We start from the raw sequence: 16,833 nt of genomic DNA on the forward strand, positions 1-16,833 counted from the left end.
GATCTAACAATGACTGAAGTTCGTTTGGTAGATATAGAAAAGCGTTACGGTGGTTTTCTAGCATTGCCAAAACAAAGCCTGACTATCGAAGCGGGGGAGTTCCTTGTTCTTCTTGGCCCGTCGGGCTGTGGTAAAACAACGACCATGCGTATGATTGCAGGGCTAGAAGATATTACATCCGGGGATGTCCTGATCGACAATGATCGCGTAAATGACAAGCCGCCAAAAGATCGGGATATCGCGATGGTGTTTCAGAATTATGGGCTCTATCCGCATATGACTGTTGCGCAAAATATTGGATATCCGCTCAAACTTCGCGGAATATCTAAGGCAGAGTGCACTGCACGCGTTCTTGAAATTGCGGAAAAAGTTGAACTGGAAGAATTGCTCAAACGTCGTCCATCTGAGCTGTCAGGTGGTCAACGCCAACGTGTGGCACTGGCACGCGCCATCATTCGTACCCCAAAGATTTTCTTGATGGATGAGCCCCTGTCGAACCTCGACGCTAAGCTGCGCGTAACAATGCGTGCTGAATTAAAGCATCTGCATCATGAGTTAGGGGTCACTACAATATATGTCACCCACGACCAGATGGAAGCCATGACGCTCGCTACTCGGATTGCAGTGATGCGCGAAGGTCGCATCGTCCAGCTGGATACGCCAAAGAAAATCTACTCGGAACCCGTCGATCTTTTTGTCGCTGGTTTCATTGGATCTCCTTCTATGAACCTCATCAAGGGAGAAGTCGAGAATGGTTTCTTTGTAGCGAAGGGCGTCAAAATCCCCGTACAGTTTTCTGACAGGTGCGACGTAGTCTTGGGGGTGAGACCTGAAGATCTGGAGATCGTCGAGCGGCAACGGGCTACTATTATGGCTCCGGTTTACGCTCTGGAACTGACTGGTGATGCGACTCTTGTGACTATAAAGGACGGTGCAACATCAATATGTGTGCGAGGGCCAGCTGACTTTGAGGCTAACATTGATGAGGTTTGTCATATTGCACCACGAAAACCTGAGAAACTTCACCTTTTCGATAAATCAACTGGAGAAAGACTCAACTCATGACCGAATCTGCCACTTTAGAATTGACACAGAAACAAGCGGATGCGCGACACGTGAAACGATCTGACTACGCCAGTTGTACGGTTGCTTTCATTGACTGCAAAAAACCTGGTTCCCACTTAAAAGAGAATTACTCGATCATTGGACCGGGCGTAAGTTCGTCAAACGATCAGGTGGTAAATCTACCCGAGCCGCATGGCTTTAATGTGGGTGCAGCTGCAATGCCAAGTGGGATTACCAACAATCTTCACATTCATTTCACAGCAGAGGTGTTCGTCGTTCAAAAAGGTAGTTGGACCTTCCGATGGGGAGCACATGGCGAACATAGCTTTGAAGCTTCGGAAGGTGACGTTCTGTCTGTACCGACTTGGATCTTCCGTGGGTTTACCAATACCGGCACCGATGATGGTTGGATTTTTACAATGCTTGGTGGCGACAATACGGGCGGTGTGGTTTTCCACCCCGACATTATGATTGAGGCTGCGGAATACGGGCTGTTTATTTCGAAAAATAACACTCTGATTGATACCTCCAAGGGCGATCCGGTACCTGCTGAAGGTGAAACAATCCCGCCGATGCCAGCCGAAGATTTGGCCGCAATCAGAGACATTTCACCGAGCGAGATGACCAAGCGTATTGTTGCTGAGTCCGACCGCGATTTTCGTCCGGCCTTTATCGATGCAGGACTCCCAAATTGTGGCGCCGAAATTGCACCTATTCTTGGATATGGCATCAGCCAGAATCGTGACCATAATCCCAGAATTACAAATCCGCATACGTTTTCAATGGAATGGCTAAAGATGCAAGCCGGCCAAACAGTCAGTCCTTTTGTTCTTGATGAAAAAATGGTGTTGATAATAAGATATGGTTCCGTGCGTCTGTACTTAAATGAAGGTAGTGACGTGTCTGTTGATCTCAACGCTTGGGAGACCTATTCAATCCCGGCGGGCGTTGTTCGTAGATTTCAATGTCTAGGCGACGACGCGGTTGAGGTTCTCATTGTTGTATCTGGAGATCACCGAAAATGGCCGCGCTTCCGGCCTGAGGTTCTTGACGCGGCATGGAAAGACGGGAAAGCCCTGGATGCAGGCGGATTTGTGGCAAAGGCTTCGCTGTTGCCCAACTATGGCTGGGCTGGATAATTATGCGTTCAAATAAGGTGAAAGACCGGATTACGACAGGTAAGACGATTGTAAACGCATGGCTAGCTATCCCATCAAGCTACTCTGCGGAAGGGATGGGCCAGGCCGGGTTTCATTCTGTTACTGTCGATATGCAACATGGGATGCTGGGATTTTCGGATGCGTTGCATATGCTGCAGGCGATATCAGCAACACCAGCAACACCACTGGTTCGCGTGCCGGAACTCAACAAAGCGTCGATTATGCGCCTTTTGGATGCAGGTGCCTATGGCATCATTTGCCCCATGATCTCGACAGCAGATGATGCGCGAGCGCTCGTTGCAGCATGCCGTTATCCGCCAATCGGTGAGCGAAGCTTTGGACCAGCGCGCGGCCTACTTTATGGCGGGCTAGATTATGTTGCCAAAGCCAATGACGTTATTATGGCGATTCCTATGATTGAAACTCTTGATGGCGTTGAAAACATCGATGAAATTTTGGACGTAACAGGCATCGATATGATTTACATTGGGCCAAATGATCTGGCCTTCTCCATGGAGGGATCGCTGGAGTTTCCAAGATCCGAGTCCGAGGCGGCGATCTCATTTATTCTTGAACGTGCGCAGAACAAAGGGTGCCCTACTGGGATTTTTTGCAGTGATGTTGGAGAGGCAAAGCGCCGAGTTGAGCAAGGCTTCAATTTGGTCACACCCGGGAACGACTTCAATAATCTAATACAGAGCAGCGTTTCGGCCGTTCGCGGTGTGTTAGGAGCATACACTGATAGCTCAGGGCTGTCTAACGATGGATACTGATAGCATGATATCAAAACAATGGTTTTTGCTGCCGGGTACGTTGTGTACAGGTGAGGTATTTTTGCCTTTTCTTAATGCACTTGGCGTATCTCAAAGCCAAAGAACTGTAATTCCTATTCGTTATCAGTCAGTTGATGAATATGAACGCCTCCTCACAGAGGACGTGCCCCCAGGTTCGGTTGTGTGTGGCTTTTCTCTGGGTGCAGGCGTAGCAGCCCATCTGGCCGACAGGCTGGATATTGGCCTGCTGGTTTTGTTCGGAGTGAACCCACATGCCGATGATCCTGAGAAATACCAATTGCGCCGCGATCTTGAAAATGACGTGCTAGCGCATGGTGGGCGAAAAGCCATGTCCGCCCGTGTCCCAGAAATTCACGGTATGAATGCGGAAATTGTGTTGGAAACGATCCTCGATATGGCTGAAGCATGTGGACCTTACATATCTAAGCAAACCACCTTAGCCCTTGAACGACCAGGCGCGTGCTCTGCCCTTGCGAATGCCAGATACCCAGTTCTTGCGCTGACAGGTAGTGAAGATAGAATGACACCTTTTTCTCTCGCGAAGGATGCAGCCGGTGCAGCACTAAATGGGACGGTTACCTGTCTTGCGGGGCTGGGTCATTATGCATTGTTAGAAGATCCACACGCCTGCAAAGCGGTTTTGGAATTGTATCTAGAGGAGCTAATCAAATGAATGACTGTATGTCAGAACTTTTTGAACTCTTGAAATCCGTTGACACTCCAACCGTTTGCAACGCGATTGAAGTGGCTCAGGGCAAACGAGGTTTTAACCGCTTTACACGTGGCACCATGCAGCATTCCAAACCTGGCGATCCCGCTATTGTCGGATTTGCGCGCACTGCCAAGATTTCTGGTCTTGCTCCGCCTATTGAACCCGAAGAGGTCATCCGGGCGCGCCGTATGGACTATTTCCGTTTGATGGCGGGCGGAAGTGGGCCCACCGTCGCGGTCGTCGAAGATGTCGACTATCCCAATTGTATCGCTGGCTGGTGGGGTGAGGTGCATGTTGCCGTTCACAAGGGATTAGGTTTACAGGGAGCCGTCACGAATGGCGTGGTGCGCGATCTTGATGTGATTGATGACGGATTTCCAGTTCTGGCAGGTTCGATCGGACCGAGCCATGGTTACGTGCATGTTGTCGAAATCGGGACTAGTGTGAGCATTTTGGGGATGCATGTTTCACAGGGTGAACTCATACATGCAGACCGCCATGGCGCGTTGGTAATCCCAGAAGAAGTCATACTTAACCTGAAGCAGGCTATCGAAACTGTTATCGAAAACGAATCCATTGTGTTGATTCCCGCGCGCGCGCCAGGTTTCAATATCGAAAAGCTCGAAGAGGCCTGGAAAAAATTTGAGCAGGCGAGAACCTGAGTGTTGGAAAATCAGACACCGAAGATTCGTGTGACACGCAAACTTACGTTTAGCGTTGAACAGCGTTTGAAAGAGAACTTCGATGTTGTCTTCAATCCAGACGACGCACCACTGGCTCGCGATGAGTTGTACAAATCAATGCAAGAATATGACGCGTTGGTCGTCACCGTTAGCGATCAAGTTGAAGCGGAAATGCTGCAGTGCTCGTCTCGTCGAGTCGGCATGATTGCGAATGTCGGAGTCGGGTTTAGCAACATCGATACCGACGTTGCTCGAGCTATGGGCATCGCCGTTTCTAATACACCAGATGTCCTCACCGATGCCACGGCGGATATCGCAATGTTTCTTATTCTTGCGGCAACACGACATACATTTTGTGCAGAGCGGACGCTTCGCACTAACGAGTGGACCGGATTCTCAATCGTCGATGGGTTAGGGGCCAGTATCCAAGGCAAAACGCTAGGCATAGTCGGAATGGGGCGCATTGGCCGTGCGACCGCGCGCCGAGCTGCTTTGGGATTTGGAATGAAGGTTATCTATTATAACCGTTCCCCTGTACCCGATATAGATCCTGATTTTCTGCCATTGAAAAGCATCGAAGCGGTCATGTCTCAGGCGGACGTCGTTAGTGTCCATGTGCCAGGTGGTAGCCTTTCACCTCCAATCACTGCATCGCATATCGCGTCTATGAAGCCGACGGCCTATCTAGTGAATACCGCACGCGGTGACAGTATCGATCAAGAAGCCCTTGTAGACGCCCTGGTTGCAGGCCGTATTGCCGGTGCTGGTCTTGACGTCTTCGCGGATGAACCACGAGTTCCTGATCAACTGCGAAAACTCGAGAATGTCTCGCTCTTGCCGCATATTGGTTCGGCGACCTATGAAGTGCGCACTGCAATGGGAATCATGGCCGCAGAAAATATTGAAGCCTTTTTCTCGGGTGCAGACTTACCAAATAGGGTCGTTTGAAAATGCCCAAACCAATTCTTGGAATAATTGCGGACGATTTTACCGGTGGTACGGATATCGCCTCGATGTTGCGTCACGGTGGTATGCAGGTCGTTCAAACCATTGGGCCACCCCAGCCATGGTTTCCGGTTGATGCTGATGCTCTGGTTATTGCCCTCAAGACCCGCTCGGTTCTTGTTGATGATGCAATCTCCCAGTCCTTATCGGCTTTACAATCCTTGCTAGATATGGGGGTTCAATGCGTCCAGTTCAAATACTGTTCGACCTTTGATTCCACTCCTGAAGGCAACATTGGTCCGGTCAGTGACGCGCTTGCAGATGCATTGGGTTGTGGTCTTGTTGCACATGTTCCCGCGCTTCCGGTCAATGGTCGATCGGTCTTCAAAGGCCACCTTTTCGTCGGCAATGCGCTTTTGAGTGCATCTGGTATGGAAAATCATCCACTGAACCCCATGACCGACGCAAATTTGGTCAGCTGGTTGGGACTGCAGACGGACCGCAGAGTCGGACTGATAGAACATGCTGATATTAAAGCTGGTCCGATCCGTGTTTGCGAGAAAATGACAAACTTAAGAAAAGATGGAACACGCCACGTCATTGGGGATGCTATCGACGGAGCAGATCTGCGCATTTGGGCAGAGGTCTTACAAAACTTCGAGTTTTTCGCAGGTGGCTCAGGATTAGCTAAGCCACTTGCTCAGGTTTTTGCGGAGGCGGGAAGGTACGTACCGACCAATGTTCCATTAAGCAATGAGCAGCATACCGGGGAGGGCCATACGCTCATCCTTGCAGGAAGCTGTTCGGCTACCACACTGCGTCAGATTGAGTGCTTTCGAGATGCTGGCGGATACATCTTGCAGATTGATCCCATATCTTTGAACGACGGTAGCCAAACAAGCAATGATTTAGCAAATCAAGCAGCTGACGCATTGCTTCATGGACCAGTATTAATCCATAGTTCTGGAGATCCTGAATACGTCAAAAGCGTGCAAGACACACTCGGCTCGGATCGAGCAGGAAAGATAGTTGAAGAGATTCTTTCTGAATTGGCGAGCACTCTTGCGACCGAGCCTCAGACCGGTCAGATTATCGTTGCAGGAGGGGAAACCTCTGGTGCAGTTGTTTCTGCGCTCGACGTTGCCGCATTACGGATCGGATCCGAGATTGATCCTGGTGTACCGTGGACGATGGCGCTGGGTGCATCAGGCCGCCCGATACTCCCGGTTGCCCTGAAATCAGGCAATTTCGGTGGTGATGATTTTTTCGTCAGAGCAGATTCTATTATTCAGGCAAAAACATGAACGAAATTAAATTACGCGAATCCATCTGCATGCTAGCTGCGTCTTTGTTTCGGCGTGGGCTAACACATGGAAGCACCGGAAATATCTCGGCGCGGACTGACGATGGCGGGCTTTTGGTATCTCCCACAGGATGCAGCTTTGGGCGGTTAGACCCCGCCCGGCTTGCCCGGTTTGATGCGAAAGGTCGCCACATCGATGGTGATCTACCGACAAAAGAGATGCCGCTGCATCAGGCCTTTTATGAAACCCGCAACAGTGCGGGGGCAGTTGTCCACCTGCATTCATGCCATTCGGTTGCCTTGTCTCTCATGCACGATACGGATGAAGATGATTTTCTTCCTCACCTGACGCCCTATGCAATCATTCAATTGGGCCGGGTAAAGCTTTTGCCGTTTTTTCTGCCTGGTGATCCTGAGCTAGGGAAAGCCGTGCGCGGACTTGCTGGAAAAAGAAGCGCTGTCATGCTGGCCAACCACGGACCGGTCGTGGCTGGTAAAGATGTCGAAGCCGCCTGCAACGCCATTGAGGAATTGGAGGCCACTGCAAAGTTAGTAATGTTAACCAAACACTTACCGGTTTCTACATTAACCGATCGTCAGGTGCAGGCTATTATAACAAAATTTGATGTTGAGTGGTAAAAAAATGAGGTTCTCTGCGAATTTGGGCTTTCTATGGAATGAGATTTGGTTACCTGATGCGATAAGAGCGGCGAAACGTGCCGGATTTGACGCTGTCGAATGTCATTGGCCTTACGATATTGCCGCTCGCGATGTGCGCAAAGCCCTCTCCGAAACCGGACTAACAATGCTTGGCCTGAATACACGGCGTGGTAATGTCGACATCGGTGAGATGGGCCTTGCGGCTGTTCCGGGTCGCGTGCAAGAGGCTTGCCTTCATGCCGACGAAGCGCTTGCTTATGCGCGTGATATCGGTGCACGGATGGTCCATGTGATGGCAGGGAATGCTGATGGCCAGGAAGCCGAAGATACATTTGTTCATACCTTGCTCCGGGTTGGTCAAAAGGCTGCAAAACATGACCAGATGATACTGATCGAACCACTAAATGCTTATGATGCGCCTGGGTATTTTTTAAAAACAACGCCTCAAGCCGTCAAAATACTGCGCAGAGTTGGACTCACGAATGTAAGGCTGATGTTTGATTGTTATCATGTGGGTCGAACCGAAGGTGATGTCGAGACGCGCCTGCAAGATGTGTTTGCCTATATTGGACATATTCAATTCGCCGCAGTTCCCGACCGAGGAGAGCCGTTGCATGGGACCTTCGATTTCCTAAGATTTATTAAGCGCCTTGAAGGTTTGGGATGGGATGCGCCATTAGGCGCGGAATACAAGCCTGTTGCCTCAACAGAGGAAAGCCTTGGTTGGCTCAAATCGTTACGCGCAAAATGATCTAGGAAAAGACGTTTAACAACTGATCTGTTTCTAGCAGTTTTTTAACAATTCTTGAGCCGCTCGATTAAAGTCAGCGCGTTTCCGAACAATTTATAAATCCTCCAAGCGTTTATTTCGCAATCCAACCTAACTTTTGGAAATCTGATGGAGTAGGCTGAAAATCGAGTTAGCCATCGAGAGAGCTTAAACATAACCTCCGCAGTTTGTGAATTAGGTCAAGGCATTTGCTACAGTCTACGTCAATCTCGGAGCATCTACCCTCGTAGAACCATGGGGTTCTTCGCTCAAGTAGCGTTTCTTGTGCTGCGAGTGCGCTCAGCAAAGACTCGATACTTTTGCTTCGGGCTCTCAGCTGCCATCCGCTGCGTGATCATCTAACGGCTACTACGCGGACAAAGCAAGCATTAGAGAATTTTTAGCCAATGGCTACTTTTCCACGGCGACACTTGCAGTGGAAATCACCAAGTTCCGCTTTGGGGTCAAATCCACCACAGCCAGACTGATTACATTGGCTAATCTAATGAATGGCCAGCCCGTCTGAATTGAAAGTGTGAAACAGATCGTTGGAGATGCGCAGACCAACTGAGTCACCGGGCCTTAAGGTCGAATTTCCATTTACACGTACCGTGATTTGCCCAGCGTCTTCACACTTGAGGATCACGAATGTATCGGCGCCAAGGTATTCCAGCACATCGACCGTTCCGTCGATCAAACCTGCTCCGGGGTTGACCAATTCGATATGCTCCGGGCGGACACCAACCTTTGTCGCATTTTCAGGCAGTCTTATCCCATTCACTGCCGTGCTTGGGACGATGTTCATCCGAGGTGAGCCGATAAATTGAGCGACGAACAAGTTGGCGGGGCGTTCATAAAGCTCGCGGGGGCTACCCACTTGAGCAATCTTGCCAAAATCAAGAACAACAATTCGGTCGGCCAGAGTCATTGCCTCGACCTGATCATGCGTCACGTAGATCATCGTTGATTGCAGGGTTTGGTGCAGCTTGGCGATTTCGTAGCGCATTTCGACCCGCAGGGCAGCATCAAGGTTCGATAACGGCTCATCGAACAGGAACGCGGTTGGATCACGGACGATTGAGCGGCCGATGGCGACGCGCTGACGTTGCCCGCCGGACAGGTCTTTGGGGCGACGGTCTAGGTAATCGTTAAGCTTCAAGACATGGGCGGCTTCTTTGACCTTGGCATCGACTTCGGCCTTTGGCAGCCCTGCGGATTTCAAAGGAAAGCCGACGTTATCGCGCACCGACATGTGCGGGTAGAGCGCGTAGGATTGGAAGACCATTGCCAGCCCCCTCTTGCTAGGCGACTCTGCTGTGGCGTCACGGTCCGCAATCATGATTTGCCCCCGCGACGTTTCCTCCAGCCCGGCTATCATCCGCAGAAGTGTAGATTTTCCGCATCCGGACGGACCAACGAAAATGACGAATTCGCCATCTTCAATCTCAAGATCTACGCCCTTTATGACCTGAGTTGCGCCAAACCATTTCTCAACTGCATTTAGTTTGATTGACGACATCAGGCGTTTCCTCGTTGGTTTTCTCGATTGTCCCCGGCCCATCCTAGCCAGACGGCCGCGGTCCAGGTGAATGTCTCTCCGCCTGCAGGTGTGCCATCCAGAGGGCTGTAGTATTCCGCGAAACCGTTAAGCTCCATCAAGCGCGCGGTGTCATCACGGATACGCGCACCCAAATCGGTGACGCCTTGTTCCTCCATACCGGACCCAACGAGATAGCTCATGATCGGCCATGTCGGTCCGCGCCAGTAACGCAGTGGTTCAAATCCTTCGCCCTCAGGGTCATAGCTCGCAAGCCCATAGCGGGCGGCGTTCAACATGCGGGCAATTGCCGGCAAAGCGCGTTCATGATTGAGGCCCGCATACCAACACAATGCGGAGGCATTCGAAAGGACACCGTTGAATGTAGCTGCGTGTACGTCGCGGCTGTCATATGCTGCAATTTCTGGGTTCCACAGGGTCTCTGCACCAGCTTCAAGGACCTCAATCCAGCCTTCGATTTCTGATACGCCTTCACCAAAACGCCGGCCCATCGCGGCCATGTCCCGTTGTGCGCGCAGTAAGGTAAAGGTCATCGTGGGGTCGGCAACTCGGAAGGGGTTGATATCACGCAGTTTGTCCTGGTCCCAGTTAACCGATACTCCAAGCTGTACCAGTTTGAGATAGCGGTCATAGTCGTATTTTGTGGGGCGCATCGCGGGGTCGACATGGCTGGTGTCCCTGCGTGTGTAGTCGCCCACGTCATCGGCATTGATCGCTTTCATTGCACCATCCCAATCAGGGGCGTTGTCGCGACCGGCCTCCCAAGGATGGGTGACGCAGACCGCACCCTGATCTAGGCGCCAATCCATGAACCAGCGATGCCAAGCATTGAGCTTAGGCCAAATCGCGCGAGCGCGAGGTTCGCCGCTGGGGTCCATGGCCAGCATCTTGGCCATGAAGGTCGCCGCGACTGGTGGTTGGCTGATGCCAGATGAGGGGATTGGGCCACGCCCCTGCCAAACGTCTGGACCGGGAAAGTAACCGGGGTCAATACGGTGAAACAGAATATGCGGAAGCATTCCATCTTCCCATTGGCCTGACATTAGGGTTTCCAGTTCGGTCCATCCGCGATCAGGGTCAAACGTCGTAAACCCCCAGGCGGCAAAGGCGCTGTCCCAGTTCCACTGGTAGGGATAAAGCCCATGGGTCGGGAGCGTATAGCCCCCCTTGTCATTCTTGCGCAGAACATCGCGGGCTTGTTCGTCTAACGTCATACTATCCCTTCACTGACCCAGCGGTCAGCCCTTTCGTTATAAAGCGTTCGAGGCCGAGGAAGAGTGCCATTATTGGCACGGTAGCGATCACGGACCCAGCCATAAGATGCTGGCGTGGAATTTCAGAGGAATTAAGCGAAGCGATGCCCCTTGTTAGCGTGAATTTTGACGGGTCATCCAGCAACATGAACGCCAGTAGAAATTCATTCCAAGCGATCATAAACACATAGAGAGACACCGACGCCAGTGCTGGCAAAGACATTGGCAGGGTGATCTTCCAGATCACGGCGAGGCGGCTAAGGCCATCCATCAATCCCGCTTCTTCAACCTCTGACGGTAGGCCACGGAAATAGCCTTGGAGCATATAGAGCGCGACAGGGATCGTCGTCACAGGATAGATCATCACTATGCCGATGAAGGTGTTGCGCAGGCCCGTTGCTGAGAAAGCGATGTAGATTGGCAGCGCTAAAACGATCATCGGTACCATGTAGATCAACAGGATCGAGCGCGAGAACGCGGCTTGCCCACGGAATCGTAACCGCGCCACGGCATAAGCACCTGGGATTGCGAAGGTGAGCGTTATTAAGACCGTAATCACAGAGATGAAGAATGAATTCAGCAGGTAGCTGCCAAAATTGAATTGGTTGAACAGCTCATAATAGGATCGGAAAAGTTCTGATCCTTTCCCGAGGTCAATCGAGAAATCGAGTGGGTTCTGCATCAGCTCTGATTGGTTTTTGAAACTCGTCATGACCATAACATAGAAGGGGATAAGCACGATGGCCGTGAAGAAGATATAGCCAAAGCCGGTAAAGAAGCGGATCACTGCGCCTTCGAATTCATGCCGGTTCAAGGCACCCGTCGGGAGGTCAATAAGGATGTAGTGGGTGGACCAAAAAAAGGCGACCGACAGGAGAACGGCAGCAAATATAGTGGAGAATGTTGAAACGTTTTCGCCCGTCACTAGAGGCCCATATCCGAAGATGATAAGGGCGAGCAACGCCGCTCCTGCGAAGATTTCCCCAATGAAACTACCCCATCTGTGACCAATCGCGAAGCCGATCACGCCTCCCCACAAAACGGATAGCCCGATGTGCGGGCGAAACGGCTCGCCCGAAGCAAAGCTCATCAGGACAGTGACTGTAGTAGACAGAACAATCATCCATAGGGCGCCCAGCAGTGGGCTGGCGATAAAATTGAAGCGCATCGCCTTTATAGGCCTTCCTCTTGGGAGATGTATTTGAGGAAGAACATCGAGAACGTAAGCAAGCAGCCAAAGATTACGACTGCCACCGCGGCGCCCGCGCCAATGTTGGAGACCGCGAAAGCCTGTTCATAGACGCTCACCGTCAACGTGCGGGTGCCCGCGTTGCCTCCGGTCAGCAAGAAAATGTCGTCGAATTTGTTGAAAGTCCAGATGAAGCGAAGCAAGAACAGCACGCTAAGGATGCCCAGTAGTTGTGGAACACTGAGAGACCAGAACTGCTGGAATGGCGAGGCTCCGTCCATGTCGGCGGCCTCATACATATCACTGTCGATACTTTGCATCCGCGCAAGGATGAACAAGAACGAAAGTGGGAAATAGCGCCAGATTTCAAAGACGGTGACCATGATCAGGGCCAAGGGGCGATCGCCGAAGAAGTTGATCGCCTGAGGGGTCAAACCCATCTGGATTAGCAATGCGTTTGCCGAACCCGAAAAAGGGTCAAACAGAATGAGCCAGGCAAAAGCCACGGCGATAATCGGGGCCACATAGGGAAACAGAAAGAGGCCTCGCAGAATACCTTGGCCACGGAAAGATTTGTTCAGCAGAAGCGCCGCGAATAGACCAACAAGAAGCGCGCCGACGGTGCCAAAGACAGTATAAAAAAACGTCACCCAAAGTACCTCAAAAAACTCACCGCCGTTGAAGACCCTTTTGAAGTTCTCAAGCGTGAATGTGCTGTTGGTCAGGATGTTTGATGACACACCGGTCGTTACAGCAGGGCTGTCTTGCGGGCGCAATTCGTTGTCCAGATAGGCTTGTTCGACCCTTACGGGGATTGTCAGGGTGTCACGGGTGCCCGGTTCCCAGTTGCCGAGGTCACAATACAGGGCGCGCCTGTCCAGAACGCAGCGAGGGTCTAGGTCTTGTACAACAAGTCCGAGCGGCAGGGTGTCCAAAAAGGTCACGCCTGTTATCGGATGGTCCTGGGATGAATTACGCAGTCGGTAACGGACCGTTGCTTCATCGCCCACAGCGTCATAATTGCCACGGATGTCTTCGCGCAGCACAACTTCAGGCGGGCGCAGATCTGCGAGCTCGACGGGTTTGAAGGAAATCCAGAAGATTGCGAGCAGCGGTAACACAACGACCAGCGATACAGCTGTGATCGTTGGAAACAACAACCCCCACGCCAAACGCGCTTCTCGTTTGCCGAGTGATCCGGTGCCAATGGGGGGGCCGAGATCTGCCATCTGAATTCCTTTTGGGAATGATATGGTTGGGTACGGGCACCCCGCTAGCGGGGTGTCCGGTATCGCTCTTACTGAACAGCCGCGATGGCAGCGTTCAGTTCAGAAACGGTTGCTGCTGCGTCACGCTCGCCGTCGATGTACTCGCGTACGAAACGGTTGATAACTTGGCTATTGATGATGGCAGAGGCTGCAGAAAGCTGGCCTTCAGCAACGCCCCAGCGCTGTGCGACATCCAAACCTCCAACGATTTCCTCGATCATTGACGCCTCGTAAAGGTCGCCTAACGGTGCCTTACGGTCGACGCCAACGTCCAGCGTCGCCCAAAGGTCTGCGTACTCGGTCGGGTTGTCCGCTGTGCCGCGACGGACCGGAAACTTGCCTTCGGGGGCAATTGCCAGCGTTGCGCCATAGCCGTCGGACATAGAGTACTGAACGAACTCCATCGCTGCATCTGTCGACGCGTCAGATGTGATACCGAAGTAGCGCACATCGCCCCATGCCGCACCATCGGGATTGGATGGACCAGCAAAGTTGGTCACGATTCCGGTGGCTGCCGCCAGATCGGAAGAGGTTGGGTCGTCGTTGATCGTGGGCGGAGCGCTGTCACGTAGACCCGCAAGTTCGTCCAGGATAAACGGTGACCAAATGATCATTGCCGCATTGCCCGAAAAGTAGAGGGTCCGGGACTGATCCCAATACAGATCACCAGGAGGCGAGGCTTCGGCGATGGCCTTGTAGAACTCCAACACCTCGATTGTAGCCGCTTCGTCCAGTGCCCGAACCCCACCACTATCGACTGGAGACACACCATTGGCAAGGAACACATGCTCAAGAACCTGAGACATGAAGTTCTCGTCAATCTTGGTGGCAGCGACGAAGCCGTACATCTCTGGTGGATTGTGCAGCGCATCGACAGCCGCCAGAACGTTGGCGTAAGAATTTGGTGGTTCAAGGCCCTTTTCCGCGAACAAATCAGCGCGATAGACGAGCATCTGCGTCCAGCCGTCCACTGGCACGGAGGCATAACCGCCGTCCACCGCAACCATGCTCAATGCGCCCTGGGCAAATGTATCGCCGCCCAAACCTTCGATGGCATCTGTTGCAGCATCCGTGTCCAGAATTCCTGCTTCGGCCCATGGGGCAGCATACTGAAGCGGATGATAGATCACGTCTGGCAAATCGCCCGCGGCAAAGGCCGCCGTTGCGCGTGTGCCAAGGTCATTTTCGGTCACCGGAATGACCTCGACAGTGTGACCGGAAGCGGCGGCGAAATCAGCCGCCATAGCTTCTTGACGGGCAAGACGTTCGGGCTGCTCCTCGGTAGTCCAGAACCGTAGTTCATCGGCCGCAAGCCCTGTTGCGGACAAGGCAATCGCCATGGCCGCTCCTGAGCGCAATAGTGAGTTTCTTTTGATGGTCATAGTGTCTCCTCCCTTGAGATTTTGGTGGTTCGAATTCTAAAGATTGATGCAAGGTCCCGTTGACCCGCGCCTGACGAAGGCCGCATTCGCAGTCTTGCGTAGGTTCTCGGACGGCTCGCCCCGAATACATTTGACCAGCAGGGTCGCTAATTCGACCCCAGCGGCCCGATTGTCGACAGCAAAGGTGGTAAGTGGGGGCTGGGCATGCGCGCCTTCTTGGATGCCGTCATATCCGACAACTGACAGCTCGCGCCCGATTGTGATGCCAAGGTCAGCCGCGGCCAAGTAAACGCCCAAAGCCACCTGATCGACCGCACAAACGATCGCCGTTGGTGGATGCGCCATCTTAAGTAGAAAAGCCGCCGCTTCACGACCGTCGTCCAAAGTGACCGCATTTTCGCAAATCAAATCTGGATCAACGGCCATACTGGCCTGCGCCATGCCTGCCCGGAAACCCTCGCCTCTCAATTTTGCGTATGAATAGATAGTGCCGCCGTTGATGAACCCGATCCGTCTGTGTCCAAGCTCGGACAAATGCATCACGGCCTCTTGCATTGCATCTTCGCCGCGTATGTCGAACCAGCAGCACCCCTCGGGGTCGGCCTGTCGACCAAATAGGACAAACGGCACCTTTGCGGTGCGCAACAACTCAACGCGTGGATCGGAAACCATAGCTCGCGGCAGGATGAAACCATCCGCCTTACGTTCCCGTAAAAGTGTGCGGAATGTTTCGATCAAGTGTGTCTCACTGTCTGCGGACGCGACTGTCAAAGTATAGCCCTGCGCTGTTGATCCGGCTGATAGTCCAGCAAGAAATTCGGCTAGGAAAGGGCGCTGGGCGTCATGATCTGCAAGCTGCAACACAAATCCAAGTGATCGGGTTCGCCCCGTCTTGATCGCCTGAGCATGGCTGAGCGGCTGATAGTTCATTCGCTCCGCCATCCGCTTTACTCGAAGTTGAGTCGCTTCCGAAATGTCTGGATATCCGTTGAGGGCACGCGACACTGTCGATTTGGTCAAATGCAGAGCGTCCGCAACCTCATTAATCGTGACGCGGCCGCGGCTTGGACCTTCTGAAAAAACTGTAGGTGCGTGTCCCATGATATTCTCCCTGCGACTCACCTTGAGTTCCGAAACCGGTTTCGGCAAGGGCTTTTCGGGGTTCTCCTGGGGTAGGTCTTCCGTCGCTGCCAGAAAGCGCAGTTTTTGGGCGACAAGTCCCACCTCCGATTGCCGCAAATGAACACGGGGTTGATAGCGGACTGTCGCCACAGTGCCGCTCAAAGGCCGGTTTGAGCCATCTCTGCTTGATGCGGTTTCGAAGCTTCTGCAAAGCTGCCATTCGCTGCATGATCATCTAACGGCTACTACGGGCTCTTAGCAGCCATTTGCTGCGCTTTGAATGAATGTCCGCTCTAGTTAGTTCCTGCCTGTCACAGCAACTCCACTGCCTGACTAAGCTGATCACTATTCACATCAATATATCTCTGCGTTGTGCTGATATGCGAATGCCCCGCAAGTTCAGCGAGCAACCGCACTCCCACACCTTTGTTTGCCAGTCGGGTGATATAAGTGCGCCGCCCACTATGACTGGAGGCATCTTTAAGACCGCAGGCTTTATAGATGTCCAAGAACAGCTGACACATTGTGTTTGCCGAAAAGTGACCGCCCTTTTGACTTTCAAACAGGGGACGATCTAACTCTTGCAAACATTTACTTTTGGAATAGGTGACAAGCGCTTTCCTTAAGCGCTGATTGAGATACACAGTTCTGCGCTGCCTGCCTTTGCTTTGATCCACCTCCAGAATAAATTGCTCTCGCACAGCGCCTGTCTCATCAAACACATCGCCCAGTTTAAGTGACGCAATCTCTTTGGCTCTCAGCCCTGCATAAAAGCTAACCATGAATATTGTGGTGTCACGAACTGGATGACGGCGACTGCGGCAGTAGTGTACTACTCTGCGAAACTGTGCTTCGTTTAGTGTTTGTGCTTGTCGCATCTCAAAGCTCCTTAAACATAATGTTTTGTTAGCTCTGAGTATAAAGTCTGAGGTTTAGGTTGGGCGACCGAAATCTGCCAATAAATATCCCC

The 16,833-nt window shown here is 52.2% G+C and carries 16 protein-coding genes; 9 read left to right on the top strand and 7 right to left on the bottom strand.

Going from position 1 to position 16,833, the window contains the following annotated elements:
* Positions 1–9: 9 nt before the first annotated feature.
* The 9 genes from UM181_08675 to UM181_08715 are packed head-to-tail and all read left to right on the top strand — an operon-like array spanning position 10 to position 8,073.
* A complete protein-coding gene (locus UM181_08675) occupies positions 10–1,065 on the top strand; it encodes an ABC transporter ATP-binding protein (protein WQC64670.1) in 1,056 nt (351 codons plus the stop codon).
* Positions 1,062–2,204 (top strand): cupin, encoded by a 1,143-nt coding sequence (locus tag UM181_08680; GenBank protein ID WQC64671.1) that lies wholly within the window; start codon positions 1,062–1,064, stop codon positions 2,202–2,204. The genes UM181_08675 and UM181_08680 overlap by 4 nt, the downstream gene beginning before the upstream one ends.
* Before the next feature lie 2 nt (positions 2,205–2,206).
* Entirely contained in the window at positions 2,207–2,998 is a 792-nt protein-coding gene (locus tag UM181_08685) for an aldolase/citrate lyase family protein (protein ID WQC64672.1), read from the top strand.
* A complete protein-coding gene (locus UM181_08690) occupies positions 2,988–3,692 on the top strand; it encodes an alpha/beta hydrolase (GenBank protein WQC64673.1) in 705 nt (234 codons plus the stop codon). The genes UM181_08685 and UM181_08690 overlap by 11 nt, the downstream gene beginning before the upstream one ends.
* Positions 3,689–4,393, top strand: coding sequence for an RraA family protein (locus UM181_08695; protein ID WQC64674.1), 705 nt, complete (start codon positions 3,689–3,691; stop codon positions 4,391–4,393). The genes UM181_08690 and UM181_08695 overlap by 4 nt, the downstream gene beginning before the upstream one ends.
* Positions 4,394–5,362 carry a D-glycerate dehydrogenase gene (locus UM181_08700; GenBank protein WQC64675.1) on the top strand — a complete coding sequence of 323 codons (969 nt, stop codon included), beginning with the start codon at positions 4,394–4,396 and terminating at the stop codon, positions 5,360–5,362.
* A gap of 2 nt (positions 5,363–5,364) precedes the next feature.
* Positions 5,365–6,663 carry a 3-oxo-tetronate kinase gene (otnK, locus tag UM181_08705; GenBank protein ID WQC64676.1) on the top strand — a complete coding sequence of 433 codons (1,299 nt, stop codon included), beginning with the start codon at positions 5,365–5,367 and terminating at the stop codon, positions 6,661–6,663.
* Positions 6,660–7,301 (top strand): aldolase, encoded by a 642-nt coding sequence (locus tag UM181_08710; protein WQC64677.1) that lies wholly within the window; start codon positions 6,660–6,662, stop codon positions 7,299–7,301. Before otnK ends, UM181_08710 begins: the two co-directional genes overlap by 4 nt.
* Before the next feature lie 4 nt (positions 7,302–7,305).
* Positions 7,306–8,073, top strand: coding sequence for a TIM barrel protein (locus UM181_08715; GenBank protein WQC64678.1), 768 nt, complete (start codon positions 7,306–7,308; stop codon positions 8,071–8,073).
* Positions 8,074–8,593: 520 nt separating this feature from the next.
* Here the strand turns inward: UM181_08715 and UM181_08720 are convergent.
* The 7 genes from UM181_08720 to UM181_08750 all read right to left on the bottom strand — a co-directional run bounded on the left by UM181_08720 (position 8,594) and on the right by UM181_08750 (position 16,741).
* Complete coding sequence (locus UM181_08720; GenBank protein WQC64679.1) at positions 8,594–9,610, bottom strand: ABC transporter ATP-binding protein; 1,017 nt, start codon at positions 9,608–9,610, stop codon at positions 8,594–8,596.
* Positions 9,610–10,863, bottom strand: coding sequence for a hypothetical protein (locus tag UM181_08725; protein WQC64680.1), 1,254 nt, complete (start codon positions 10,861–10,863; stop codon positions 9,610–9,612). The genes UM181_08720 and UM181_08725 overlap by 1 nt, the downstream gene beginning before the upstream one ends.
* Position 10,864: 1 nt before the next feature.
* Positions 10,865–12,079 carry a carbohydrate ABC transporter permease gene (locus tag UM181_08730; protein ID WQC64722.1) on the bottom strand — a complete coding sequence of 405 codons (1,215 nt, stop codon included), beginning with the start codon at positions 12,077–12,079 and terminating at the stop codon, positions 10,865–10,867.
* A complete protein-coding gene (locus UM181_08735; GenBank protein WQC64681.1) occupies positions 12,076–13,320 on the bottom strand; it encodes a sugar ABC transporter permease in 1,245 nt (414 codons plus the stop codon). Before UM181_08735 ends, UM181_08730 begins: the two co-directional genes overlap by 4 nt.
* Positions 13,321–13,388: 68 nt before the next feature.
* Positions 13,389–14,741: an extracellular solute-binding protein gene (locus tag UM181_08740; protein WQC64682.1), complete on the bottom strand. Its 1,353-nt coding sequence runs from the start codon at positions 14,739–14,741 to the stop codon at positions 13,389–13,391.
* Positions 14,742–14,777: 36 nt separating this feature from the next.
* Entirely contained in the window at positions 14,778–15,842 is a 1,065-nt protein-coding gene (locus UM181_08745; protein WQC61428.1) for a LacI family DNA-binding transcriptional regulator, read from the bottom strand.
* Positions 15,843–16,174: 332 nt separating this feature from the next.
* The gene (locus tag UM181_08750; GenBank protein WQC61429.1) at positions 16,175–16,741 is read right to left on the bottom strand and encodes a tyrosine-type recombinase/integrase; all 567 of its coding nucleotides are present in this window, start codon (positions 16,739–16,741) and stop codon (positions 16,175–16,177) included.
* Positions 16,742–16,833 lie beyond the last annotated feature (92 nt).

This window comes from Alphaproteobacteria bacterium US3C007 (assembly GCA_034423775.1).
GTDB lineage: Bacteria > Pseudomonadota > Alphaproteobacteria > Rhodobacterales > Rhodobacteraceae > Thalassovivens > Thalassovivens spotae.